Here is a 24,285-nt window from a genome sequence, read left to right on the forward strand (position 1 = left end):
GAGTACGGACATGACCAGCACCACCACCAGCACAGCGACACCGCCCGACACCACCGGGCAGCACTCCGAGGTCGAGCTGCTCATCGGCGGGATGACCTGCGCCTCCTGCGCGGCCCGCGTGGAGAAGAAGCTCAACCGCATGGAGGGCGTGCACGCGACCGTCAACTTCGCCACCGAGAAGGCGAAGGTCAGCTACCCCCGGGGGGTAGCGGTCTCCGATCTCGTCGCGACGGTGGTGAAGACGGGGTACACCGCCGAGGAACCGCCGCCCCCGGAGCCGGAGCCCGCGCGGCGGGAGGCCGTGGCGCCCGACGGCGACCCGGAGCTGACGGCGCTGCGCCAGCGCCTGACCGTCTCCGCGCTGCTCGCCGTCCCGGTCGTCCTGCTCTCCATGGTCCCGGCCCTCCAGTTCGACAACTGGCAGTGGCTGGCGCTGACCCTGGCCGCGCCGGTCGTCGTCTGGGGCGGACTGCCCTTCCACCGGGCGGCGCTCACCAACGCCCGGCACGGCGCGGCCACCATGGACACCCTGGTCTCGGTCGGCACGCTCGCCGCGTTCGGCTGGTCGCTGTGGGCGCTGTTCCTCGGTGACGCGGGCATGCCCGGCATGCACGACGAGTTCCGGCTCACCGTCTCCCGGATGGACGCCGCCTCGACGATCTATCTGGAGGTCGCCTCCGGGGTCGTCGCCTTCCTGCTGCTCGGCCGCTATCTGGAGGCCCGCTCCAAGCGGCGGGCGGGCGCCGCGCTGCGCGCCCTGCTGGAGCTGGGCGCCAAGGACGTCTCCGTGCTGCGCGAGGGCCGCGAGGTCCGGCTGCCGGTGTCCGCGCTGACCGTGGGCGACCGCTTCGTCGTCCGGCCCGGCGAGAAGATCGCCACCGACGGCACCGTCGTCGAGGGCACCTCGGCGGTGGACGCCTCCATGCTCACCGGCGAGTCCGTACCGGCCGACGTGACCACCGGGGACACCGTCACCGGCGCCACCGTCAACGCGGGCGGCCGCCTGGTCGTGGAGGCCACCCGGGTCGGCGCCGACACCCAGCTCTCCCGGATGGCGAGGCTGGTCGAGGACGCGCAGAACGGCAAGGCCCAGGTGCAGCGGCTGGCCGACCGGATCTCGGCGGTCTTCGTGCCCGTGGTCCTGGTCATCGCCGTCGGCACCCTGCTGACCTGGCTGCTGGCCACCGGCGACGTCACCGCCTCCTTCACCGCGGCCGTCGCGGTGCTGATCATCGCCTGCCCGTGCGCCCTGGGCCTGGCCACCCCGACCGCGCTGATGGTCGGCACCGGGCGCGGCGCCCAGCTCGGCATCCTCATCAAGGGCCCCGAGGTGCTGGAGTCCACCCGGCGCGTCGACACCGTCGTCCTGGACAAGACCGGCACCGTCACCACCGGCCGGATGACCCTCCAGGAGGTGCACGCGGCCGAGGGCACCGACGAGAAGCAGCTGCTGCGGCTCGCGGGCGCCCTGGAGCACGCCTCCGAGCACCCCCTCGCCCGCGCCGTGGCGGCCGGCGCCGAGGAGCGCGTCGGGCCGCTGCCCGCCGCCGAGCACTTCGAGAACGTCCCCGGGCGGGGCGTACGCGGGCGCGTGGACGGCCATGAGGTCGCCGTCGGGCGCCTGTTCGAGGAGCTGCCCGAGGAGCTGGCCCGTGCCCGGCGCGCGGCCGAGGAGAACGGCCGTACGGCCGTCGTGGTCGGCTGGGACGGAGCGGCCCGCGGTGTCGTGGCCGTGGCGGACGCGGTCAAGGAGACCAGCGCGGAGGCCGTGGCGCGGTTGCGCGCCCTCGGGCTGCGGCCGGTGCTGCTGACCGGTGACAACCGGACGGTGGCCGAGTCGGTGGCGCGGGCGGTCGGCATCGACGCCGGTGACGTGATCGCCGAGGTGCTGCCCGAGGACAAGGTCGCGGCGGTGCGCCGCCTTCAGGCGGAGGGCCGGACGGTGGCCATGGTCGGCGACGGCGTGAACGACGCCGCCGCGCTCGCCACCGCCGATCTCGGCCTGGCGATGGGCACCGGCACCGACGCCGCCATCGAGGCGGGCGACCTGACACTGGTCCGCGGGGACCTGCGGGTGGCCGGGGACGCCATCCGGCTCTCCCGGCGGACGCTGGCCACCATCAAGGGCAACCTCGTGTGGGCCTTCGGCTACAACGTGGCCGCGCTGCCGCTGGCCGCCGCCGGACTGCTCAACCCGATGATCGCGGGCGCGGCGATGGCGTTCTCCTCGGTCTTCGTGGTGACCAACAGCCTGCGGCTGCGCAGGTTCCGCTGAGCCGGGCCGGCCCGCCGGACGTACCGGCCCCGCCGCGGAAGTGCCGGTTCCGCGGCGGACGTACCGGTTGGGAGACGGAAGTGCCGGACCCCCTGGAGTCCGGCGCGCGCCTCACATAAGCTCTTCACAAGGCTCGCGCATCATCCTTACGCTTGGGTCTCGATCGCCATATCAGGGCTCTTGCGCACCTATGGGACATATGCAAGAGACGCATGTCACAGTGATGTGAACGTAACCATCGAAGGGGTTCGAAGGTCTAAGTTTGGCGATGTCAGGAAGCGTCTTGGGGGGCGCCGACTGACGTCTGGGGATGTCTTGGGGGACTTCCCTGGAACTGCGTTGCCGGGACACGTACTTCGGGAAGCTTTGAGCGGCCCTCCCGGGTGTGCGCTGTCCCGGCACAGCGCGGAGCGGTAACAGTGCGGGCGCCGGTCGGCGCGCGCACCGAGGCAACTGAGGCAGCGGTACGGCAGTACGAAGAACAGCGGTTCAGGCGCTGGTTTTCTCACAGACGCCCGGCCGGATCCCGTGGGGGGAATCCGATACCGGGACATGGGAAGGCGCCCTGGTCGCCGGCCCGTGGGGGGACTGGCACACCGGGGCGCCTTCCGCTTCCCGCCGCCTCCCTCGCCCTCACTCGCCCTCCCCTCCGCTCGGCCCCTTGCCACTTTCCGGACGGCTCCGGACGGCTCCGGACACACGAAGGCCCCGCACCCGCCGGCTGACCGGCGGAAACGGGGCCCGGGGCCGCGAGGCCCGTGCGGCGGAGCGGCGCCTCAGCGCCCCTCGACCGGGACGAAGTCGCGCTCGACGACGCCCGTGTAGATCTGGCGCGGGCGGCCGATGCGGGAACCCGGCTCCTTGATCATTTCCTGCCACTGGGCGATCCAGCCCGGCAGCCGGCCCAGGGCGAACAGGACCGTGAACATCTCGGTCGGGAAGCCCATGGCCCGGTAGATCAGACCGGTGTAGAAGTCGACATTCGGGTAGAGCTTGCGCTCGACGAAGTAGTCGTCGGAGAGCGCGTGCTCCTCCAGCTTCAGGGCGATGTCGAGCAGCTCGTCGTCCTTGCCCAGCGCGGAGAGCACGTCGTGCGCGGCAGCCTTGATGATCTTGGCGCGCGGGTCGAAGTTCTTGTAGACCCGGTGGCCGAAGCCCATCAGGCGGACGCCGTCCTCCTTGTTCTTCACCTTGCGGATGAAGGTGTCGACGTCGGAGCCGGAGTCGCGGATGCCCTCCAGCATCTCCAGCACGGACTGGTTGGCGCCGCCGTGCAGCGGGCCCCACAGCGCGTTGATGCCGGCCGAGATGGAGGCGAACATGTTGGCCTGCGAGGAGCCGACGAGGCGGACCGTGGAGGTCGAACAGTTCTGCTCGTGGTCCGCGTGCAGGATCAGCAGCTTGTCCAGCGCGGAGACGACGACCGGGTCGGGCTCGTAGTCGTCGGCGGGGACCGAGAAGGTCATCCGCAGGAAGTTCTCGACGTAGGAGAGGTCGTTGCGCGGGTAGACGAACGGGTGGCCGATCGACTTCTTGTACGCGTACGCCGCGATCGTCGGGAGCTTGGCGAGCAGCCGGACCGTGGACAGGTCGCGCTGCTTCTCGTCGAACGGGTTGTGGCTGTCCTGGTAGAAGGTGGACAGCGCCGAGACGACCGAGGACAGCATCGCCATCGGGTGGGCGTCGCGCGGGAACCCCTTGTAGAAGTTCTTGACGTCCTCGTGCAGCAGGGTGTGCCGCGTGATCTCGTTCTTGAAGGTGGAGAGCTCGTCGACGGTCGGCAGCTCACCGTTGATGAGCAGGTAGGCCACCTCAAGGAAGGTGGAGCGCTCGGCGAGCTGCTCGATGGGGTAGCCGCGGTACCGGAGAATGCCCTGCTCGCCGTCGAGATAGGTGACGGCGGATTTGTACGCGGCCGTGTTGCCGTAGCCGCTGTCCAGAGTCACCAGACCGGTCTGGGCGCGGAGCTTCCCGATGTCGAAGCCCTTGTCGCCGACGGTGCTGTCGATCACCGGGTAGGTGTACTCGTCGCCGTCGTACCGCAGTACTACAGAGTTGTCGCTCACGTCTTCCCTCACCGACGTAGTGCCTCATCTTCGAGGTGCCCTGACTGTCTCTACCATCCCCCATTTGGCTCAGGAGAGTGCACTCGGGGTCGACCATTGGGCCTATTGGCGGCACTCAGTGCCGCCAACCTGCTCATCCTGCCCCCTCGGAGCAGCGTCGGGAAGTGTTCTGTGACCTTTGCGACTCGTTTGATCGATCATTTTTTGCGCGACGGGCCCGCGCCGGGGGCGGCGGCGGGATTTTCCGGGCCAGGAGCGGCCTGTTCGTCAGATTTTGTCGCCCTTCCGGTCCTTCTGTTGCTGTTTTACGGCTTCAGGCGCCCCGGAGCCGGAAATCCAGCGCCGTGCAGCGGCGCCCCGCCGAGACCGTGCGCACCGCCTGGCCGATGGCCCGGCGCGAGCCGACGAGCACCACCAGCCGCTTGGCGCGGGTCACCGCCGTGTAGAGCAGGTTGCGCTGGAGCATCATCCAGGCGCCGGTGGTCACCGGGATCACCACGGCCGGGTACTCGCTGCCCTGGGAGCGGTGGATGGTGACCGCGTACGCGTGCGCCAGCTCGTCCAGTTCGTCGAACTCGTAGGGCACCTCCTCGTCCTCGTCGGTCAGCACCGTCAGCCGCTGGTCGACCGGGTCGAGCGAAGTGACCACGCCCACGGTGCCGTTGAAGACGCCGTTCGCCCCTTTCTCGTAATTGTTGCGGATCTGGGTGACTTTGTCGCCGACCCGGAAGACCCGCCCGCCGAACCGCTTCTCCGCGAGATCGGGGCGGCCCGGCGTGATGGCCTGCTGGAGCAGCCCGTTGAGCGTGCCGGCGCCCGCCGGGCCCCGGTGCATGGGCGCCAGCACCTGCACGTCCCGGCGCGGGTCGAGCCCGAACCTGGCCGGGATCCGCCGCGCCGCCACGTCCACGGTGAGCCGGCCCGCCTCCTCCGTGTCGTCCTCGACGAAGAGGAAGAAGTCCTTCAGACCGTCGGTGAGCGGCTGCTGCCCGGAGTTGATGCGGTGCGCGTTGGTGACGACGCCGGACTGCTGGGCCTGGCGGAAGACCCGGGTGAGGCGCACCGCCGGGACCGGGCTCCGCTCGGCCAGCAGATCCCGCAGCACCTCGCCCGCGCCCACGCTGGGCAACTGGTCCACGTCCCCCACGAACAGCAGGTGCGCGCCCGGCGGTACGGCCTTGACCAGCTTGTTGGCGAGCAGGAGGTCCAGCATGGACGCCTCGTCGACCACGACGAGGTCGGCGTCCAGCGGCCGGTCCCGGTCGTACGCCGCGTCGCCGCCGGGCCTCAGCTCCAGCAGCCGGTGCACGGTGGACGCCTCGGCGCCGGTCAGCTCGGACAGCCGCTTGGCGGCCCGGCCGGTCGGCGCGGCCAGCACCACCTTCGCCTTCCTGGCGCGGGCCAGCTCCACGATCGAGCGCACGGTGAAGGACTTGCCGCAGCCGGGCCCGCCGGTCAGCACCGCCACCTTCTCGGTCAGCGCGAGCCGGACGGCCGCCTCCTGCTCGGGCGCGAGATCGGCCCCCGTCCGTCCGCGCAGCCAGCCCAGCGCCTTGTCCCAGGCCACGTCCCGGAAGTGCGGCATCCGGTCCTGCTCGGTCCGCAGCAGGCGCAGCACCTGCGCGGACAGGGAGAGCTCGGCGCGGTGGAACGGCACCAGGTACACGGCGCTGACGGACTCCGCCGCCTCCCCCTCGGCCGCGGGCACCTTCTCCCGTACGACCCCGGGATCGCCGCCGTCCTCGTCCGGCTCCGCGAGGGCGGCCAGACACTCGATGACCAGCCCGGTGTCCACCTGGAGCAGCTTCACCGCGTCGGCGATCAGCCGCTCCTCGGGCAGGAAGCAGTTCCCCTGGTCGGCGGACTGCGACAGCGCGTACTGGAGCCCCGCCTTGACCCGCTCCGGGCTGTCGTGCGGGATGCCGACGGACCGGGCGATCTTGTCGGCGGTCAGGAAGCCGATGCCCCAGACGTCGGCGGCGAGCCGGTACGGCTGGTTCTTCACCACGGAGATCGACGCGTCGCCGTACTTCTTGTAGATGCGCACGGCGATGGAGGTGGACACCTCGACCGTCTGGAGGAAGAGCATGACCTCCTTGATCGCCTTCTGCTCCTCCCAGGCGTCGGCGATCTTCCTGGTCCGCTTGGGCCCGAGGCCGGGGACCTCGATGAGCCGCTTGGGCTCCTCCTCGATGATCCGCAGGGTGTCGGTGCCGAAGTGCTGGGTGATCCGGTCCGCGAAGACCGGCCCGATCCCCTTGACCAGACCGGAGCCGAGGTAGCGGCGGATGCCCTGGACGGTGGCCGGCAGGACCGTCGTGTAGTTCTCGACGTGGAACTGCTTCCCGTACTGCGGATGGGACCCCCAGCGGCCCTCCAGCCGCAGCGACTCCCCCACCTGCGCACCGAGCAGCGCCCCGACGACGGTCAGCAGATCACCGGCTCCTCTGCCGGTGTCCACGCGCGCGACCGTGTACCCGTTCTCCTCGTTCGCGTACGTGATCCGCTCCAGCACCCCTTCGACCACGGCGAACCGCCGCTCACCGTCACCCTGGGCCGCCTGGGTCCCCGCCTGTCGAGCCATGATCCGACGGTACCGGTGGGGGGTGACAGTGGGGGTGGGGAGTGGGGTAGGGAGAGGGCGCCGGCGGGGGGGGTGCCTCTATGTCGTTCGTCAAGCTCGCTGTGGTCATGCGGCGGCTGTTTCCGGGACGCGTGGTTCGTAGAAAGTGCCGTCACGGAGCATCGCGAACAGGACGCTGATGCGGTGGCGGGCGAGGCGGAGGAGGGCCTGGGTATGGGTCTTCCCGCGGGTCCGGCATTTGTCGTAGTAGGTGCGGGAGGTGGGGTCGTGCAGGGCTGCGAACGCGGAGAGGAACATCGCACGTTTGAGCTGCCGGTTTCCGCCTCGTGGCGCGTGTTCGCCGTGGATCGAGGTCCCCGAGGACTTCGTTGCCGGAGCCAGGCCGGCGTAGGAGGCCAGGTGGGCGGCGGTGGGGAAACTGGTGCCGTCGCCGACGGTCACCAGCAGAACTGCGGCGGTCCTGACCGCGACTCCCGGCATCGAGGTCAGGACCTTGGAAAGAGGGTGATCCTCCAGCAGGGCTCTGATCTGGGCTTCCAACGCCCGGCGCTGTTCGTGGACGGCGGCGAGCGAGCGGGCCAGAGAAGGGATCACAGTGTCGAGGGTGCCGGTGCCGGGGACGACGACGGTCTGTTCGTCGAGCGCGTCGAAGATGTCGTCGATCAGCCGGACGGCCATGCGTGGAGCCTTGGGTCTGACCACCTCGACGAGTCTGCGGCGGCCGGCTTTCCGCAGCGCGGCCGGGGAGCCGTAGCGTTCCAGCAGCCAGGTCAAGGCGGGGTGGTCCAGGCGTGGTCCGACGACGCGCTCCAGCGAGGGGTGGAACTGGGTGAGCAGGCCGCGTATCCGGTTGGAGGTGCGGGTGGCCTCGGCCGCGAGGTCCTGGTCGAAGCCCGCCAGCACGGTCAGCTCGGCGGTGATCTCGTCGGTCAGTTCCAGCGAGCGCAGCGTATGCGGCATGGTGCGGGCCGCGTCAGCGATCACCGCGGCGTCCTTCGCGTCGGTCTTCGCCTCACCCGGATACAGGTCGGCGATCCGCCGCATCGCCAGGCCGGGCAGGTAGGCGACCTTGCAGCCCGCATCCCTGGCCACGGTCAGCGGGAGGGCGCCGATGGAGGCGGGCTGGTCCACGATCACCAGGACGGTGCCGAACTTCGTGGTCAGCTTGTCGAAGACCGCCCGCAGCTTCGGCTCGCTGTTGGGCAGCTGCTTGTCGAAGACCTTCTTCCCGGCCAGGGTGAGCCCGTGGCCGTGATGAGCGGTTTTGCCGACGTCCAGGCCGAGGAACACGCCCACGTCTTCGGTGTCGAACATCGTGCCTTTCCAGAGAGTTGATCGTGCCGGCCTCGGCAGTGGTGTCGTACGCGCGCATCCACGTTATGCAGACCTGCCGCCCACGAGCTGTCCGGCGTTGCGCCGGACCGGGCGGTGGCCGGACCTCTCATCAGCGTCTCCGACGGCACCTCCCAGGCCCGGTGACACCACCCCCCAGGTCATGCCTTCGACAGGGGGCAACAGCCATGCCGGGCCCGGAGGCCAGCGGCCCCATTGCGGAACCGCGAAGAAGATAACGGGGGGGGGCGGTGGGAGCGGGGGCGGACCCGGCGGTTCCGGGGACGCGGGGCGGGGGCGGGGCGGGGGCGGGGCGGGGGCGGGGGCGGGGCGGCCCTTGGTCGGGTTATCGCTGTCGGCGTTGCACTCGAACTCGTACGCCCTCGTACGCCGCCGTCCTCCGGCCGGCCTCGCCGTGCGGCGCGACCGGGGCTGGTCGGACGCGGACGCGAGTTTCGGACGTGGGCGCGACTTATGGCGGCCAGGCTCGTTGATCGTCTCGTACGGAAAGGAGAGCTGATGGTCAGCTCGTCGCACGAGGCGTTGCACCGGATCTTCCAGAAGGACCCGGCGCTGCTGACGAGAGCGCTGCAGAAGGTCCTGCACGTTCCGTTCCCCGAGCCCACGGAGATCGCCGCGCTGAACGTGGACCTCACCGAGATCGAACCGGTCGAGCGCCGCGTCGACACCCTGCTGCGCGCGGAGACGGACACGGGCACGTATCTGCTCGTCGTCGAATCGCAGGGGAAGAAGGACGAACGCAAGCGGGGCAGCTGGCCGTACTACCTGTCCTACCTGTACGAGAAGTACCGGTGCGAGCCGGTGCTCATCGTGACCACGCAGAGCAGCGCCACGGCACGCTGGGCGTCGCGTCCGATCCGGCTCGGCTTCCCCGGCTGGCACTCGCTGACCGTCCGTCCCCTGGTGCTGGGCCCGGACAACGTCCCCGTCATCGCGGACGAGCGCCAGGCCGAACGGGACGTCCCCCTCGCGGTGCTCTCCGCGATGACTCACGGACGCGGTCCGCAGGTCCCGGCCATACTGAAGTCCCTGGCTTCCGCCCTGGGAACCATCGACCCCGACAACGCCGCGGTCTTCGTGCAATTCGTCGACTCCTGCCTGGCCGACCCCCAGGCACAACAGATGTGGAGGGAAATGATGACGGCGATCCAGTACTTCTGGCGGCACCCGCTGGCCGAGCAGGTGCGCGAGGAAGGCCGGGAGCAGGGAAGGCTCCAGGCCCGGCGCGAGATGACGCTCCGCATCATGGAGTGGCGTGGCATCCCCGTGACGGACGCCATCCGCGAGCGGGTGAGCACCTGCACCGACCTGGACCAGCTCGAAGCCTGGGCCCAGCGGGCGGTGCGGGCGGCGGATGCGGAGGAGTTGTTCGCCGGGGAGGACTGACGGCGGTCCCTGTCACTTCGGTTCCGCCCATGGGAGGTACTGGGGGCGGCGGTTCCAGTACCAGGCACGACCGGGTGGCGGAGCCGTCGTAGCCGCCTCGGTGCGGAGGGCGGCGGAGAGGGCGTGCCCGGCGTCGTTCAGCGTCGACGCACGGTACTCGCCGTCCAGTTCCCGCAGTAGCCCGGTGGCTTCGCGCCGTAGGCCGTCGGGGAGGTCCGCCAGGGCCGCCGCAAGTGTGTCGCGCCACGCCAGGTCCTCGGCGTACAGGGCTGCGGAGTACCAGCCGCGAGGCGGCCAGCCGCTCCGCAGCCGCACACACAGCCGCTCCCAGCCGGACAACGCTCCGCGAGCTCTCCGCTCCGGCCCGCTCACCGCGCCCATGGGCAGCACCGCGTCGGTCAGCGGCGTCGGCACCGGAAAGGCGCGCACCACCTCCGGGAGGTGGAGGACGGGCACATGGGGCATGCCGGTGATCGGCGCCTCGGCCGCTTCCACGGAGAATCCGGCCTCCGGGCCACCGGGTTCGGCCACGCGCGCGAGTGTGACCCCGCCGCCGAGCATAGCGACCCTGTTGATCCAGGGCAGCCCACCGTCCCAGGTGTGGAACACGGGCACGCGGAGCCGCCCGGCCAGGTGGGCGGCCAGCTCCTCCCCCGCGGGCCGCCGCTCGACCTCTCGCGCCGCGTACACGCCGAGGACCCATGAGAGGTCCCCGGCAGCGGCTCGGGCGAGGTGCTCGTACTCGCAGGTGACGAGGGCGTCCCAGTTCCGCGACCGCACCTCGGACTGCTCCGAGACATCGACGCCGGAGACGGGGACGCGGAACGCCTCGGCCAGGATCCGCCGTATCTCCTCGGGTCCGGCCGCGGCCGGGGTCAGGAAGACGTCCATCCGCAGCATGGTGTCAGGTGGCGGACGAGCCCTTGGTGATCGTTGACCGTGTCCGAGGTGGTGGCCGCGTTCGGACAGACCGCGGCCGCCCTCCGTGAACGCGTTCACGGCCTGGGCTTTCCCGGCGTCGCGACGTTCTACGTGTGGCACGACGCGCAGACCGGGCAGCTCCACCGCTCGACCGGCTCCGTTCCTCCGGTCCTCCGGATGCCCTGCCGTTCGGCGGCGCGTACGCGGCTTACGACCGCCTCGGTCCGGTCGTCGAAGGCTTCCTGGCCGCCGGCGAGCCGGGGATCGGGCCCTTCGAGAGGGCCGCTGGGCCCTCACGGCTGCAAAAGATCCAAGAGGCGGCCTCTTCGCAGGGATGAGAGGGATTAGCGGGTCTCATCGAAGGAGTCCTCCGCGTCGGGATACGCCTCCGACCTCAGGAGGCGGGAAAAGGCGTCGAACTCGTCCTTTCCCATGTAGTACCCCCCGGTGTGGTGCAGCATGAAGAATCGACCATGCTCGTCCACCAGAACGATGCCGTACTCAGACCGTTCGTATCCCACGGGGAACAGTCGGGTCCCCAGCGCAGCCGCCAACTCGATGATCGCTGCCGCATCTCCGTCGTAGCCAACAGTCGGCTTCACGATCAGGGCCGCTCTCCCTGCTCCCGGCCACGGCAGTGTGAGACCGCCGTACACGTGGACGATCCGCGACGCGGATGGCAGGGGCGACAGCGTGACGCCCTGTCGCCGGGCATCCTCTGCCCGGATCCGGACCAGTTCCTCGGCTTCCGCACCGATGTCACGTGCGGGGAACCAGCCGTTCGCCATAAGCCATTCGGACACGGCCCGGGACGGGCTGCCGTCTCCAGTGCCATGAGTTTCCTCAGCCACTTTTTCGAGGAAGCAGGCCCAGCCGGTTCGCCTCGTTCCGCGCGTACGACGAGGCGTCCGCACCTGGTGGACGGGCCAGGAAGACGTCGACCGGGTCTTCTGCTTCCAGGGCGAAGCCGTGGCGTTCGTAGAGGCGGCGGGCGGGGCTGCCCTGGAGGACGTTCAGGGCGACGGTCTCGCCCTGGGCGTCGGCTCGCCGGAGCAGTGTGCGGAGAACGGCGGAGCCGAGGCCCCGGCTTTGGTGGTGCGGGGCGAGGTAGAAGTGCTCCAGCCATCGCCTGCCGTCGGCCGGACGGAAGGTCACGCAGCCCGCGAGTTCGCCGCCGGCCTCGATGACCGAGGTGTACCGCGAGGAGAAGGAATCACGCAGCCGCTGCCGCACCCGGTGTTCGTCGTAGCGTCCGAGGCGTTCCAGATCGGCGCGCATGACCTCGGCCCGCAGCTCGGCGATCGGCTCGATGTCTGCCACCACGGCGGGACGCAGACTCCAGGCCGTCGCGGTCCCCGCCACCTCGGTTTTCATGGGCGGAGTATGGCACTGCGCAGGCGAGTGCCGCCTCGGGGTATTGGAGCGCGCGTGCGTCAGTTGACCGGAACTCCTGCCCCTACCCGGCGGAGGCGACGACCCGGACGAGGACCGCGCCGCTGAGGTCCGCGGACCGGAAGTCCACGGCCGGCAGGGCGGACCCCATGAACTGAGTGCCACGGCAGCTGGCTCTCATGGCATCCACGTCACGCAGCGAAGCCTTCGCCAGATCCGCCCCGTCGAGAACCGCTTCCCTCCTGACGGCATCGTCGAGTTCGACCTGCACGAGTGAGGAGCCCGTCAGATCGGCTCTGCTGAAGTCCGCTGCCAGAGCGTACAAGTGGTACAGATCGGCCCCGACGAGCCTCGTACCGATCAGCTTCGCGTCGATGAACGTCGTTGAACATCGACTCGGAGAAATCACCACGCGAAAGGTCGGCACCGCTGAGGTTCAGACCGATGGCGTCGAGACCGGCATCCTCGTCCAGCCGTTCACGCAACCGCCGCGCGGCGAACCTGTCGTCCGGAAACCTGGAGAGGGTACAGTCGTCCGTCCTGCTGATCCTTGTTTCCCTTTGCGGACCTTCGATGGCTATCGAGCGCCCGTCAGGCGCTTGGTCACGGATTCGATGAACGCGGCAGCTTCCCGCTCCGAAATCTCCACATGGTCCACATCGTTTTCTCCCAGTTCGTATCGACGCATATACTCCGTAGGCTCCCACCGCAGGTTGCGCGTGAATGCCTCGTCATGTGTCGCACCCTCCCTTCCGACCTTTCTCCTCCTTACGATGCCGAGCGGGGCGGTGCGAGAGTAACCATCGCCGACCTTGGCGTAGTACGTGATACGACCCGTTGCGTCTTGGTCGAGCGCGTCAAGCGTGGAGGCCTCAAGCGTGAGGAACGACTCGGCCCTGAGGTTCGACTCAAAATTCCCGTAAGGAATCATCACACCGTAGAGGTCAATGAATTCCTCGACCGAATACCCACCGCCCCTCCCATACATGAGCAGCAGCGGTTCGTACGGATCGGGAAGGTCGGGCAAGTCTTCCGCGCGCGCTGCGCGAAAAGCCGGCCACCGCACGGCACCGCGGCACGTTCTCGCAGTCGACGGAGTGGGAACCATACGCATCAGAAATTCATCCAGCTCTCTCTCCACTTCCGGATCGAAGGAGAAAGCCGGATCGATGAACTCTGTGATGTCAAAGAAGGGCCATTCGACTTGCGCACCATAATTTTCTGCCCAAAGGGCGGAACGGCGCATGAATTCACGCATCAAGAGTGCCCGCGATCGGGTGTGCGCAGTGGCAGTGTCCCAGTCGCCGTACCACTCCACCGTACGCAGACGTTCCAGTACGGTGCGCGACAGTTCGGTACTCACTACAGCTCCAACCCCTTCGAGCGCAATTGCTGGTGAATTGCTTTCACTACATCATCGAGGTTGGACAGGTCATCGGCCAGAACGACCCCAGGGTGCTCCATCCCCAAGGACCTCCAGTGGCGGAACCCCCCGATCTTGTCGTTGGGCGCCAGATCGTGGGCTCCTGCGTCGCGCACATCCTGCGGGAACTGAGGTCGGTAGTACTTACCGTCAGACGGGTCCAACTCCCACAAGTGATCATACTCGCGGATGTACGGGAGGCCCGACTTCATGAGGCTGCTCTCCACATACTCATGCGCCATGAGGTGCTTGAACTGCTGTACTCCTTCCTCGCTCAGCTTTCCTTCCCTGGCTGCGGACCACAGCTCGCCGATGTCCCTGCGAGGAGTAAAGAGGCCCTTCTTGGTGGTGCCGGGACCGATGGCCACCTCATGCTGGGACCGGAACAAGTGACTCTTCACCTGCCGGAGCACCGATTCGTCGACACCCGTGTTCTTCGAGATAGCGGGCAGCTCCACCCGATTTTCCGTCGACCTGATGTGCTCGTACATCTCGGCTGCGACCACAGAATCCGGGTCATGAATGGGATCAGGCTTCTCCACCCAGCCGGCACCGCTCCAGCCGCCCTGCGGCCCCTCTGTGTACGGACTCTCACCAGGCGATTCCTGGTGTCCGTGGGACGTCCCCTGGCCGTGCCCCGTCGGCTCGACGGAGTGCTCGGGGTCGTGGAGGTCGGATGCCTGGTGATCGTGCGGGGGACCATGTGGCTCGTGCGTAGGAGGCACGGCATGCCCGGCACTCCCGCCGGATTCCCTGCTGATGGCCGGGACAACGTCCGCGGATCCATGGGCGCCGAGCCGGATGTCAGCTGCTCCATGAGGCACCGGTACCCTGCCGAACAGCTCGGTCTGCTCAACTTTGATGGCGGCGAGTTCCTCGGGGGAAACCCCAGGCAAGCGCTCCTTCTCATAGAGGATGTGGCCGTCCATCTTGGCTGTGAAGCTGTCGGCAGTGTGGAACTGCACTTCGAACGCCTGGCCACTGACAGGGTCCCGCCAGGTGGAGTTGATCCCTTTGTATCCCGCCGAGTCCCAAGTGTTCTTGTAGGTGACGTTCTCGAAACCCTTGGCCTGTAGTTCATCGATCGCCTGCTGAACACCATGTGTGTAGCGCTCCACCGGCACCTCCATGGTGTAGCGGATGGAGTCTTTGATGCCTCCCAGAACCTCGTCAGGACGCCTGCCGATGTTCTCGAACAGGTCTGTGGCGAGCTTGCGTTTGAGGGAGTCCGCTCCCTTCAGTCGGTACTCGAGCCCGATGAGCTTCCCCTCGTCGACCCGGCTCGCAACAGACTGCATCGACTCAGTGATGTCAGGCTCGGCCTTCTTGGAACGATCCATGAACTCGTCGGCCACCCGGTTCGCCTCGGGATCGAGATGCAGCCCGTTCTCGCCTGCCCACGAGCCGTCCGGCAAGGAACCGGAGGGTCCGTCGGGCACGTTCGCCATCGGTCCGTCGAGATCGATGTCCCGTGGGAGGTGCGTGTCTCCTCCGCCGCCGAGGTCGGATTCGTGTCCGTGAGCCCCTCCGTGCGGATCGTGGTGATCCACCGTGGAGCCGTCGTGACCGTCCCCGACGTGACTGTCGTGGTGGGGGCGGCTAGCACCCTCGTTGCCGTTGGGGTGTCCCGACGGCGACTCGTGAACGGCTGACGGCTCTGTTCCGTGGTGATGCACGCTGCCATCAGAGGGGTGGCCACCACCGTGAGCCGAGGACGCAGTGGGCCTGCTGTCCCCGATTCCATGCACGTCTCCGACGTCGTGACTGGTGTTGCTGCCGAGTCGGATGTGTTCACCGGCGTGTTCCGCGGTGTGGGGAGCCGTGCCGACGAGGGCGGGTTCGCGGGTGGGGTCGGGGGTGTGCGGGAGGTTGGTTTCTGTGGCGGGGGGTTTGTGGAGTTCGTCGGCGTGGATGAGGATCTTGCCGTTGCCGTCGACGATGTGGCCGTCGGGGTGTCCGTAGAGGGGACCGGTGTGGTCGGGGGTGGGCAGGGGGTGGGCGCCGTCGTGGACGACGGGGACGTCGTCGGGGAGCTTGAAGGTGCCGTTCGGCAGCTTCGTCGCTCCTTCCGGGATGGGGGTGCCCTCGGGGAGGTGGAAGCTGCCGTCGGGGAGTCTGAGGGCGTCCTTGGGGAGGGTGATCGCGTTCTCGGGGAGGGCCGGGATGTCGATCTTGCCGATGCCCTTCAAAGCCTTGGTGATGTCCCCGATCTTCGACAGGCCCGCACCCGCACCCTTGGCCACATACGTCATCGGATCGATGACCCTGCCCGCCTTGCCCGCCACCGACAACGCCTTCGCGACCGCGCCGGCCTTGCCCGCACCCGACGCCGCACCCCCCGCACCACCCGTGAACACCGTGGTCAGCACATTGAACGTGACCGCACCGGCCGCGCGGGCGGGGTTCTTGCCCCACTCGTCCCACGCCACCAGCGCCTTCCCCGTCTCCTTCATCGCCGTACGCGAATCACGGATCCAGGACGGCAGCTTGTCGTCCGGCAGCGCCCAGAACAGCGTGCCCAGACCCGGCAACGAGGTCAGGACCAGACCGGTGGCGAGCTGCGCGAGGCCCTTCCACGCCTGACCCATCGCCTCCCAGCCACCGAAACCGACCAGCGTCCCCAGACCCTTGATCGTGCCCCACACACCGTCCACGATCAGGCCGTCCCACACGAACGACTTGACCCAGTGACCCACCTCGTACCAGTGATGCTTCTCCTCCACCGGGTCACCCCAGGGAAGCTTCGCGTTCTTCAGATCATCCGCGTCGAACCCGTACTGGTCCTTGCGGTCCGAACCGTCCCCCGCGACCATCTGCGTACCGTGGAACAACGCGGTGATCTTGTTGTGGCAGGTACGCTCCGCCGCCCAGAACGCCGCGACCGTCCGCGTGATCTCGTCCCGGATCCGGTTGTGGTGATCGACCTTGTCACCGTCGTACTGCCAGTCGTCGTCGTCCTTGACCGAATCGACGAACGTCGTCGCCTCGTCCTTCAGATCCTCCAGCTTCTTGACGAGAGGACGGATCTCCGTCGCATACCCCGACAACGCCCCCGACACCGACTCCAGCCCGGTCGCGAACGTGTCCGCGCGGTCCTTCACCGGCTTCGTCGACGCGAACAACTGCTCCGCCTCCGGAGCCCTGTAATACGCCGACAGTCCCTGGAACTTCGTGTGGACGTCCTGACCGGTCGAACGGATATGACCCGCGTCCGCCTTCAGGTTCCCGTACGCCTTCTCCAGCAGTTCCAGATCACCCGTGAACTGCGGAATCTCCTCAGGCTTGATCACCCCGCACCCACCCCGGGAGCATCCAGCTTCGGCGCCTTCAACGCAGCACGCTGCGCACGCGCCGCCATCTCCTCATCACCATTCAGATACGCCGTCGTCGCATCCACCACACCCTGCAACGACTTACCCGCCCGCGCCGCCACGAACTGCAGATCCCTCGACGCATGCTCCGCCCACTGCGACAGAGCCAACGCCACCAGACCCCCCTGCCCCTTACCGTCCTTACCCCCACCACCGGAGTCCGCAGAGATCGTCCCCGCATACGTCGCCGCCGACGTCAAATGCTCCCCGAACGCCTTCCCGTACGTCTCCAGATGCGACGCCGACTCACCCGTCGTCCTCAACACACCCGAAATACCCTGCGGCTTCAGATCCCAGCCCGACACCGACAACCCCCGTACCCACCACGACCTACAGCAGACCCCACGAAACCGGCCCCTCAGCCGATGTTGTCCACCGCCGACTTCGCCTTCGCCAACGTCGACTGCGCCGTCGCGTCATTCTTCTCCAACGTCGACTTCACCAGCCCGATGATGTTCCGCACCTCCTGCGACGCACGATTCCACCGCTGCTCCTTGCCGTGATACTCATCCGCCACACCATCAGCCGTGAAATCAGCCATCGCCGCCTTCACCTGACGATCACGCTGCCCGATCACCTCCTCCAACCGCGCCACCACCGCCTGAAGACTCCCCTGCACATCCGACGACGCACCCGTGTCATACGAACGACGATCCGAACCCGAACCCGAACCCGCCATCACACACCACTCCCCGTGAAACAGAAAAACAACAGAACAGACAACACCAACGACACCAACGACACCAACGACCCCGACGGATCAGCGGAACCGCGCCGCATCAAAATTCGCCGCACCCATGTGATGCCGCGCATTGTCACCCTGCTCCTGATCACCCGACGAGAACGCACCGTCCATCCCCGACTGACCACCCACAATCGCCGACAACGACGCATTCAACTCACGCGCGATCCCGTCCGCCCGCCCCTTGAACTCATCGAACATCCGCCGCCCCGTACCGTTGAACTTCCCCTCCAACGGCTCCACCGCCTGCACCAACTGACGGATCAACGACCCCAGATCATCACTCGACCCACGCGAATCACGCGTCAACGTCGACAACGTCTGCGTACCCATATCGAACTTCACGCCGAACTCGCCTCCCCCTGAAGCGGGTTGCACCGTCCTCGGTGAACAACCCTCCGTGAACGTCTTCGCCTCTCCATGTTCACAACCGGCCATCGCCGTCGCAACCGTGTTGCGTCACAGGGCTGCCACAACCGGTGACCGTCACGGCGGAAGCGGCCGTTCACCGGCGTTCGCGCCGCGCCGCCCGCTGGTCACGGCACCCCGGCCCGTACGTCACGATCTGGTCACAGACTCTTGCCCCGCGCCGAGTAATCGATTCCAATCCCTCATGTAATCGATTCCACGAGGAGGTGGAACGGCGATGGCGAGCATCAAGGACGTCGCTGCCGAAGCGGGTGTCTCCGTGGCCACGGTCTCGCGCGTCCTGAACGAGCACCCGTCGGTCAGCGCCGAGGCGCGGGCCCGTGTGCGGGCCGCCGTCGAGGCGCTGGGCTACCGGCCGAACGCCGTCGCCCGGTCGCTGCGCACGGACCAGACCCGCACGCTCGGGCTGGTCATCAGCGACGTGCTCAACCCCTACTTCACCGAGCTGGCCCGCTCCGTCGAGGAGGAGGCCCGCGCACTCGGCTACAGCGTGATCATCGGGAACGCCGACGAGCGGCCCGACCTCCAGGACCACCACGTACGGACGCTGCTGGACCGCAGGATCGACGGGCTGCTGGTCTCCCCCACCGACGGCGGTTCGCCGCTGATGCTCCAGGCCGCGCGGGCGGGCACGCCCATGGTGTTCGTGGACCGGTGGATCAAGGGCGTGGACGTGCCGGTGGTCCGGGCGGACGGGCAGCAGGCGGTGCGTGATCTCGTCGCGCACCTGTGCGGGCTCGGCCACCGGCGGCTCGCGATCATCGCGGGCCCGGCGGCCACCACCACCGGCAGCGAGCGCGTGCGGGCCTTCCGGGACGCGCTGGCCGCGTACGGGCTCGACCTGCCCGACGCCTACACGGGGCAGGGCGACTTCCAGGCGGAGAGCGGGCGGCGGGTCACCGAGGGCTTCCTCGACCTGCCCGAACCGCCCGAGGTGATCTTCGCCGCCGACAATCTGATGGCGCTCGGCGCGCTGGACGCGATCCGCGCCCGCGGGCTGCGGGTGCCGGACGACATCGCGCTGGCCGCGTTCGACGACATCCCGTGGTTCGTGCACACCGATCCGCCGATCACCGCCATCGCCCAGCCCACCGGCGCGCTGGGGCGGGCCGCCGTACGGGCGCTGGTGGACCGGGTCGAGGGGCGCGGTCCGGAGTCGGTGACCCTGCCCGCCCGGCTCGTGGTGCGCCGCTCGTGCGGCGAGTCCCCCTCCTCCCCCTCCCCCGGCTCCCCCTCCTCCCCCGGCTTGCCCGGCTTCCCCGCCGAGCCGTCCGCTGCCGTGACCGTCGTCCCCGGCGTACGGGAGCCCGCCGCCGGTGCCGGAGCCCTACCGGAGGACGAGTCCTTCGCAACGAACAGGAGCATGCCGTGAGCGACCCGGACGAGTTGCTGCGCATCGAGGGCATCCGGAAGACCTTCCCGGGCGTGGTGGCGCTGGACAGCGTCGACTTCGACCTGCGCCGCGGCGAGGTGCACGTGCTGCTCGGTGAGAACGGCGCGGGCAAGAGCACGCTGATCAAGATGCTCTCCGGCGCCTACACCCCCGACGCGGGGCGGATCCTGGCCGGCGGCGAGGAGGTGCGCATCCACGGTGCGCAGGACTCCGAGCGGCTCGGGATCGCCACCATCTACCAGGAGTTCAACCTGGTCCCCGACCTGACGGTCGCGGAGAACATCTTCCTGGGCCGCCAGCCGCGCCGCTTCGGGATCATCGACCGCAAGCGGATGGAGACGGAGGCCGCCGCCCTGCTCGACCGGGTGGGCGTCAAGGTGTCGCCCCGCGCGCGGGTGCGGGACCTGGGCATCGCCCGGCTCCAGATGGTCGAGATCGCCAAGGCGCTGAGCCTGGACGCGCGCGTGCTCATCATGGACGAGCCGACCGCCGTGCTGACCTCCGAGGAGGTCGAGAAGCTGTTCGCGATCGTGCGGGCGCTGCGCGCGGACGGCGTGGGCATCGTGTTCATCACGCACCACCTGGAGGAGATCGCCGCCCTGGGCGACCGGGTCACGGTCATCCGGGACGGGCGCAGCGTGGGCCAGGTGCCCGCCTCGACGCCCGAGGACGAACTGGTCCGGCTCATGGTGGGCCGCTCCATCGAGCAGCAGTACCCGCGGGAGCGGGCCGAGCGCGGCGAGCCGCTGCTCACCGTGGACGGCCTCACCCGTGACGGCGTCTTCCACGACGTGGGCTTCGAGGTGCACGCCGGTGAGGTGGTCGGCATCGCGGGGCTGGTCGGCGCGGGCCGTACGGAGGTCGTGCGGGCCGTGTTCGGCGCGGACCCGTACGACAAGGGGGACGTCCGGGTCGCGGGCGTGCGGCTGCGGCGGCACGACGTGAACGCGGCGATGGCCGCCGGGATCGGGCTGGTGCCCGAGGACCGCAAGGGCCAGGGCCTGGTCCTGGACGCCTCCGTGGCGGAGAACCTCGGTCTGGTGACCCTGCGCTCGACCTCGCGCGGCGGGCTCGTCGACCTCAAGGGGCAGCACCGGGCGGCCGAGCGGATCGCCGGGCAGCTCGGTGTGCGGATGGCCGGGCTCGGCCAGCATGTGCGGACGCTGTCCGGCGGCAACCAGCAGAAGGTCGTCATCGGCAAGTGGCTGCTCGCGGACACCAAGGTCCTCATCCTCGACGAGCCGACCCGGGGCATCGACGTCGGCGCCAAGGTCGAGATCTACCAGCTCATCAACGAACTGACCGCGGCCGGTGCCGCCGTCCTGATGATCTCCAGCGATCTGCCCGAGGTGCTCGGCATGAGCGACCGGGTGCTGGTGATGGCCCAGGGCCGGATCGCCGGGGAGCTCCCGGCCGACCGGGCCACGCAGGACGCCGTGATGGCGCTCGCCGTCGGTTCGCCCTCCTCGTCCGCCCCCGCGGGCCCCTCGAACCCCGCGACCCCTGTGAACGGAACGACCGAAGTGGAGGCCCCCCGTGGCCACTGACACGCTCAAGAGCAAGGCGGGCGCGGGTGGCGCCTCCGGCCTGCGCCGGCTGCTCCTCGACAACGGCGCGCTGACCGCGCTGATCGTCCTCGTCATCGCGCTGTCCGCGCTCTCCGGCGACTTCCTGACGACGGACAACCTGCTCAACATCGGCGTCCAGGCGGCGGTCACCGCCATCCTGGCCTTCGGTGTCACCTTCGTCATCGTCGCGGCGGGCATCGACCTGTCGGTGGGTTCGGTGGCGGCGCTCTCGGCGACCGTGCTGGCCTGGAGCGCCACCTCGCACGGGGTGCCGGTCGCCCTCGCGGTGGTCCTCGCCGTCGCCACGGGCATCGCGGCGGGCCTGGTCAACGGCTTCCTGATCTCCTACGGCAAGCTGCCGCCGTTCATCGCGACGCTGGCCATGCTGTCGGTGGCGCGCGGTCTGTCACTGGTCATCTCGCAGGGCTCCCCGATCGCCCTGCCGGACTCGGTCTCGCACCTGGGCGACACGCTCGGCGGCTGGCTGCCGGTGCCGGTGCTGGTCATGGTCGTGATGGGGCTGATCACGGCGTTCGTGCTGGGACGTACGTACATCGGGCGTTCGATGTACGCGATCGGCGGCAACGAGGAGGCGGCCCGGCTCTCGGGGCTGCGCGTGAAGCGGCAGAAGCTCGCGATCTACGCCCTGTCCGGGCTGTTCGCCGCCGCCGCGGGCATCGTGCTCGCCGCCCGGCTGTCCTCCGCGCAGCCGCAGGCCGCCAACGGCTACGAGCTGGACGCGATCGCCGCGGTCGTCATCGGCGGCGCCTCGCTGGCGGGCGGCACCGGCAAGGCGTCCGGCACGCTGATCGGCGCGCTGATCCTCGCGGTGCTCAGGAACGGCCTCAACCTGCTGTCGGTGTCCGCGTTCTGGCAGCAGGTCGTCATCGGTGTGGTGATCGCGCTGGCGGTGCTGCTGGACACGGTGCGCCGCAAGGCGGGGGCGACCCCGCAGGCCGCGGGCACGGGCAGCGGCGGCGGCAAGGGCAGGCAGGCGGCGACGTACGGGCTGGCGGCCGTGGTGACGGTGGCGCTGGTGGCGGCGACCTCGCTGCTGCACACCGGGTCCGCCTCGACCACGCCGAAGCTGGGTCTTTCGCTGTCCACGCTGAACAACCCGTTCTTCGTGCAGATCAAGTCGGGCGCCCAGGCCGAGGCGAAGAAGCTGGGCCTGGACCTGACGGTCACCGACGCGCAGAACGACGCCTCGCAGCAGGCCAACCAGCTCCAGAACTTCACCAGTTCCAGCCTGGGCGCGATCATCGTCAACCCGGTCGACTCGGACGCGGCCAGCAACTCCGTGAAGGCCGCGGGCAAGGCGGACATCCCGGTGATCGCCGTGGACCGCGGCGTCAACAACGCGAAGACGGCCGCGCTGGTCGCCTCCGACAACGTGGCCGGCGGCGAACTGGCCGCCAGGAGCATCGCCGGGAAGCTGGGCGGCCACGGGAAGATCGTGATCCTCCAGGGGCAGGCGGGCACCTCCGCCGCCCGTGAGCGCGCCGCCGGTTTCGCCCAGGGCCTCAAGGCGTACCCCGGTATCCAGGTGCTCGCCCAGCAGCCCGCGGACTTCGACCGCACCAAGGGCCTCGACGTGATGTCGAACCTGCTCCAGGCCCACCCGGACGTGCAGGGCGTGATCGCCGCCAACGACGAGATGGCGCTCGGCGCGGTCAAGGCGCTCGGCTCCAAGGCCGGTACGTCGGTGCAGGTGGTCGGCTTCGACGGCACCCCGGACGGGCTGACGGCCGTGAAGAACGGCACGCTGTACGCCTCCGTCGCGCAGCAGCCCAGCCAGCTCGGCCGGATTGCCGTGGACAACGCGCTCAAGGCGGTCCAGGGCAAGCAGGTCGCGCCGACGGTGAAGGTGCCGGTGAAGGTGGTAACGAAGGAGAACGTGGCCGGGTTCAGCGGCTGACCGGTGACCGGCCCGTCCCCCGATCTCTCATGGTCCTCAAGGAGACACAGCGCATGTACGACTACGACCTGCTGGTCGTGGGGTCGGCCAACGCCGACCTGGTGATCGGCGTCGAGCGGCGGCCCGCGGCCGGGGAGACGGTGCTCGGCTCCGACCTGGCCGTCCACCCCGGCGGCAAGGGCGCCAACCAGGCGGTGGCCGCCGCCCGGCTCGGGGCCCGTACGGCCCTGCTGGCGCGGGTCGGCGACGACGCGCACGGCCGGCTGCTGCTGGACTCGCTGCGGGCGGCCGGTGTCGACCCGGCGGGTGTGCTGGCCGGGGGCGCCCCGACCGGGGTCGCGCTGATCACGGTGGACCCTTCCGGGGACAACAGCATCGTGGTCTCGCCGGGCGCCAACGGCCGGCTGACCCCGGACGACGTCCGCGCCGCCGCCCCGCTCGTCGGGTCGGCCCGGGTGGTGTCCGCGCAGCTGGAGATCCCGCTGGAGTCGGTCGTGGAGGCCGTACGGCATCTCGCGCCGGACAGCCGGTTCGTGCTGAACCCGTCGCCGCCGCGCCCGCTGCCGCAGGAACTGCTGGACGCCTGCGATCCGCTGATCGTCAACGAGCACGAGGCGAAGGTGATCCTGGGCGGGGACGGGGCGGGCGACGCCCCGGAGGACTGGGCGCGGGCGCTGCTCGCGCGCGGGCCGCGCTCGGTGGTGGTCACCCTCGGCGGCGAGGGCGCCCTGGTGGCGTCGGCGCAGGGGGTGTCCCGGGTGCCGTCGGTGCGGGTGGAGGCCGTGGACACGACGGGCGCGGGCGACGCCTTCACCGCGGCGCTGGCCTGGCGGCTCGGCGCGGGCGCCTCCCTGCCGGAGGCGGCGGCGTACGCGGCCCGGGTGGGCGCGGCGGCCGTGACCCGGCGGGGCGCGCAGGAGTCGTACCCGACGGCCGCCGAGGTCGACGCGCTCGGCCCCGCCGTCGCCCGGGGCGGCTCCCGGTGAAGAAGGCGGGCATCCTCAACCGGCATCTCGCCGGTGCGCTGGCCGAGCTGGGGCACACGGACGAGGTGCTGGTGTGCGACGCGGGCATGCCGATACCGGACGGGCCGCGCGTGGTCGACCTGGCGTTCCGCGCCGGGGTGCCGTCCTTCGCCGAGGTGCTGGACGGGCTGCTCGCGGAGCTGGTGGTGGAGGGCGCCACGGCGGCGGCCGAGTCACGCGGCGCCAATCCGGCGGCGTGGGCGCTGCTGGAGGGCCGCCTCCCCGGGCTCGTCCTGGTCCCGCACGAGCGGCTGAAGGAGCTGTCGGCGGGCGCGCGTCTGGTCGTACGGACCGGGGAGGCGCGGCCGTACGCCAACGTCCTGCTGCGCTGCGGGGTGTTCTTCTGAGGTGAGGCGGCGGTCCGGGAGCGGTACCCGCCCCGGACAGCTTCGAGGGGGCCCGGTCCGTCGACCCGGCCCCCTCGGCTCTTCCCCTCCTG

19 protein-coding genes are annotated in these 24,285 nt (G+C 69.5%); 7 read left to right on the forward strand and 12 right to left on the reverse strand.

Annotation, left to right across the window (positions count from 1 at the left end):
• Positions 1 to 10 precede the first annotated feature (10 nt).
• Entirely contained in the window at positions 11 to 2,275 is a 2,265-nt protein-coding gene (locus A8713_RS10885; protein WP_064533240.1) for a heavy metal translocating P-type ATPase, read from the forward strand.
• A gap of 776 nt (positions 2,276 to 3,051) precedes the next feature.
• Here A8713_RS10885 and A8713_RS10890 read toward each other — a convergent pair.
• From A8713_RS10890 to A8713_RS10900, 3 genes are all read right to left on the reverse strand, one after another.
• Positions 3,052 to 4,341: a citrate synthase gene (locus A8713_RS10890; RefSeq protein WP_064533241.1), complete on the reverse strand. Its 1,290-nt coding sequence runs from the start codon at positions 4,339 to 4,341 to the stop codon at positions 3,052 to 3,054.
• 313 nt (positions 4,342 to 4,654) lie between these two features.
• On the reverse strand, positions 4,655 to 6,925 hold the full coding sequence (gene recD2, locus A8713_RS10895) for an SF1B family DNA helicase RecD2 (protein WP_064533242.1): 2,271 nt from the start codon (positions 6,923 to 6,925) through the stop codon (positions 4,655 to 4,657).
• Positions 6,926 to 7,030: 105 nt separating this feature from the next.
• A complete protein-coding gene (locus A8713_RS10900) occupies positions 7,031 to 8,239 on the reverse strand; it encodes an IS110 family transposase (RefSeq protein ID WP_064532170.1) in 1,209 nt (402 codons plus the stop codon).
• A 537-nt stretch (positions 8,240 to 8,776) separates the two neighbouring features.
• Between A8713_RS10900 and A8713_RS10905 the strand changes: the two genes are divergently transcribed.
• Positions 8,777 to 9,664 carry a hypothetical protein gene (locus A8713_RS10905; protein ID WP_064533243.1) on the forward strand — a complete coding sequence of 296 codons (888 nt, stop codon included), beginning with the start codon at positions 8,777 to 8,779 and terminating at the stop codon, positions 9,662 to 9,664.
• A 12-nt stretch (positions 9,665 to 9,676) separates the two neighbouring features.
• On the opposite strand, the gene A8713_RS10910 is transcribed toward A8713_RS10905, so the two are convergent.
• The 9 genes from A8713_RS10910 to A8713_RS10950 all read right to left on the reverse strand — a co-directional run bounded on the left by A8713_RS10910 (position 9,677) and on the right by A8713_RS10950 (position 17,858).
• Positions 9,677 to 10,555, reverse strand: coding sequence for a hypothetical protein (locus A8713_RS10910; RefSeq protein ID WP_159393080.1), 879 nt, complete (start codon positions 10,553 to 10,555; stop codon positions 9,677 to 9,679).
• A gap of 374 nt (positions 10,556 to 10,929) precedes the next feature.
• On the reverse strand, positions 10,930 to 11,436 hold the full coding sequence (locus A8713_RS10915; RefSeq protein WP_257784407.1) for an SUKH-3 domain-containing protein: 507 nt from the start codon (positions 11,434 to 11,436) through the stop codon (positions 10,930 to 10,932).
• On the reverse strand, positions 11,429 to 11,959 hold the full coding sequence (locus A8713_RS10920) for a GNAT family N-acetyltransferase (RefSeq protein ID WP_064533245.1): 531 nt from the start codon (positions 11,957 to 11,959) through the stop codon (positions 11,429 to 11,431). Before A8713_RS10920 ends, A8713_RS10915 begins: the two co-directional genes overlap by 8 nt.
• Before the next feature lie 82 nt (positions 11,960 to 12,041).
• Entirely contained in the window at positions 12,042 to 12,386 is a 345-nt protein-coding gene (locus A8713_RS10925) for a pentapeptide repeat-containing protein (RefSeq protein WP_159393081.1), read from the reverse strand.
• A gap of 168 nt (positions 12,387 to 12,554) precedes the next feature.
• Positions 12,555 to 13,340 carry a hypothetical protein gene (locus tag A8713_RS10930; protein ID WP_237305344.1) on the reverse strand — a complete coding sequence of 262 codons (786 nt, stop codon included), beginning with the start codon at positions 13,338 to 13,340 and terminating at the stop codon, positions 12,555 to 12,557.
• On the reverse strand, positions 13,340 to 16,690 hold the full coding sequence (locus tag A8713_RS34925; RefSeq protein WP_443069709.1) for a hypothetical protein: 3,351 nt from the start codon (positions 16,688 to 16,690) through the stop codon (positions 13,340 to 13,342). Before A8713_RS34925 ends, A8713_RS10930 begins: the two co-directional genes overlap by 1 nt.
• Entirely contained in the window at positions 16,687 to 17,076 is a 390-nt protein-coding gene (locus A8713_RS10940) for a DUF6507 family protein (RefSeq protein WP_064533152.1), read from the reverse strand. The genes A8713_RS34925 and A8713_RS10940 overlap by 4 nt, the downstream gene beginning before the upstream one ends.
• 53 nt (positions 17,077 to 17,129) lie before the next feature.
• On the reverse strand, positions 17,130 to 17,450 hold the full coding sequence (locus tag A8713_RS10945; RefSeq protein ID WP_064537427.1) for a pore-forming ESAT-6 family protein: 321 nt from the start codon (positions 17,448 to 17,450) through the stop codon (positions 17,130 to 17,132).
• An 81-nt stretch (positions 17,451 to 17,531) separates the two neighbouring features.
• Positions 17,532 to 17,858 carry a hypothetical protein gene (locus A8713_RS10950; RefSeq protein ID WP_064533153.1) on the reverse strand — a complete coding sequence of 109 codons (327 nt, stop codon included), beginning with the start codon at positions 17,856 to 17,858 and terminating at the stop codon, positions 17,532 to 17,534.
• 301 nt (positions 17,859 to 18,159) lie between these two features.
• Here A8713_RS10950 and A8713_RS10955 point away from each other — a divergent pair, with 301 nt between their 5' ends.
• From A8713_RS10955 to rbsD, 5 genes are read left to right on the forward strand one after another with little or no spacing between them, the layout of a single operon-like run.
• A complete protein-coding gene (locus tag A8713_RS10955; RefSeq protein WP_064533248.1) occupies positions 18,160 to 19,314 on the forward strand; it encodes a LacI family DNA-binding transcriptional regulator in 1,155 nt (384 codons plus the stop codon).
• Positions 19,311 to 20,882: a sugar ABC transporter ATP-binding protein gene (locus A8713_RS10960; RefSeq protein WP_064533249.1), complete on the forward strand. Its 1,572-nt coding sequence runs from the start codon at positions 19,311 to 19,313 to the stop codon at positions 20,880 to 20,882. The genes A8713_RS10955 and A8713_RS10960 overlap by 4 nt, the downstream gene beginning before the upstream one ends.
• Entirely contained in the window at positions 20,872 to 22,821 is a 1,950-nt protein-coding gene (locus tag A8713_RS10965) for an ABC transporter permease/substrate-binding protein (protein ID WP_064533250.1), read from the forward strand. Before A8713_RS10960 ends, A8713_RS10965 begins: the two co-directional genes overlap by 11 nt.
• Positions 22,822 to 22,874: 53 nt before the next feature.
• A complete protein-coding gene (locus A8713_RS10970) occupies positions 22,875 to 23,807 on the forward strand; it encodes a ribokinase (RefSeq protein WP_064533251.1) in 933 nt (310 codons plus the stop codon).
• Positions 23,804 to 24,193: a D-ribose pyranase gene (gene rbsD, locus A8713_RS10975; RefSeq protein WP_064533252.1), complete on the forward strand. Its 390-nt coding sequence runs from the start codon at positions 23,804 to 23,806 to the stop codon at positions 24,191 to 24,193. The genes A8713_RS10970 and rbsD overlap by 4 nt, the downstream gene beginning before the upstream one ends.
• Positions 24,194 to 24,285: the final 92 nt, after the last annotated feature.

This window comes from Streptomyces sp. SAT1, from assembly GCF_001654495.1.
Taxonomy (GTDB): domain Bacteria; phylum Actinomycetota; class Actinomycetes; order Streptomycetales; family Streptomycetaceae; genus Streptomyces; species Streptomyces andamanensis.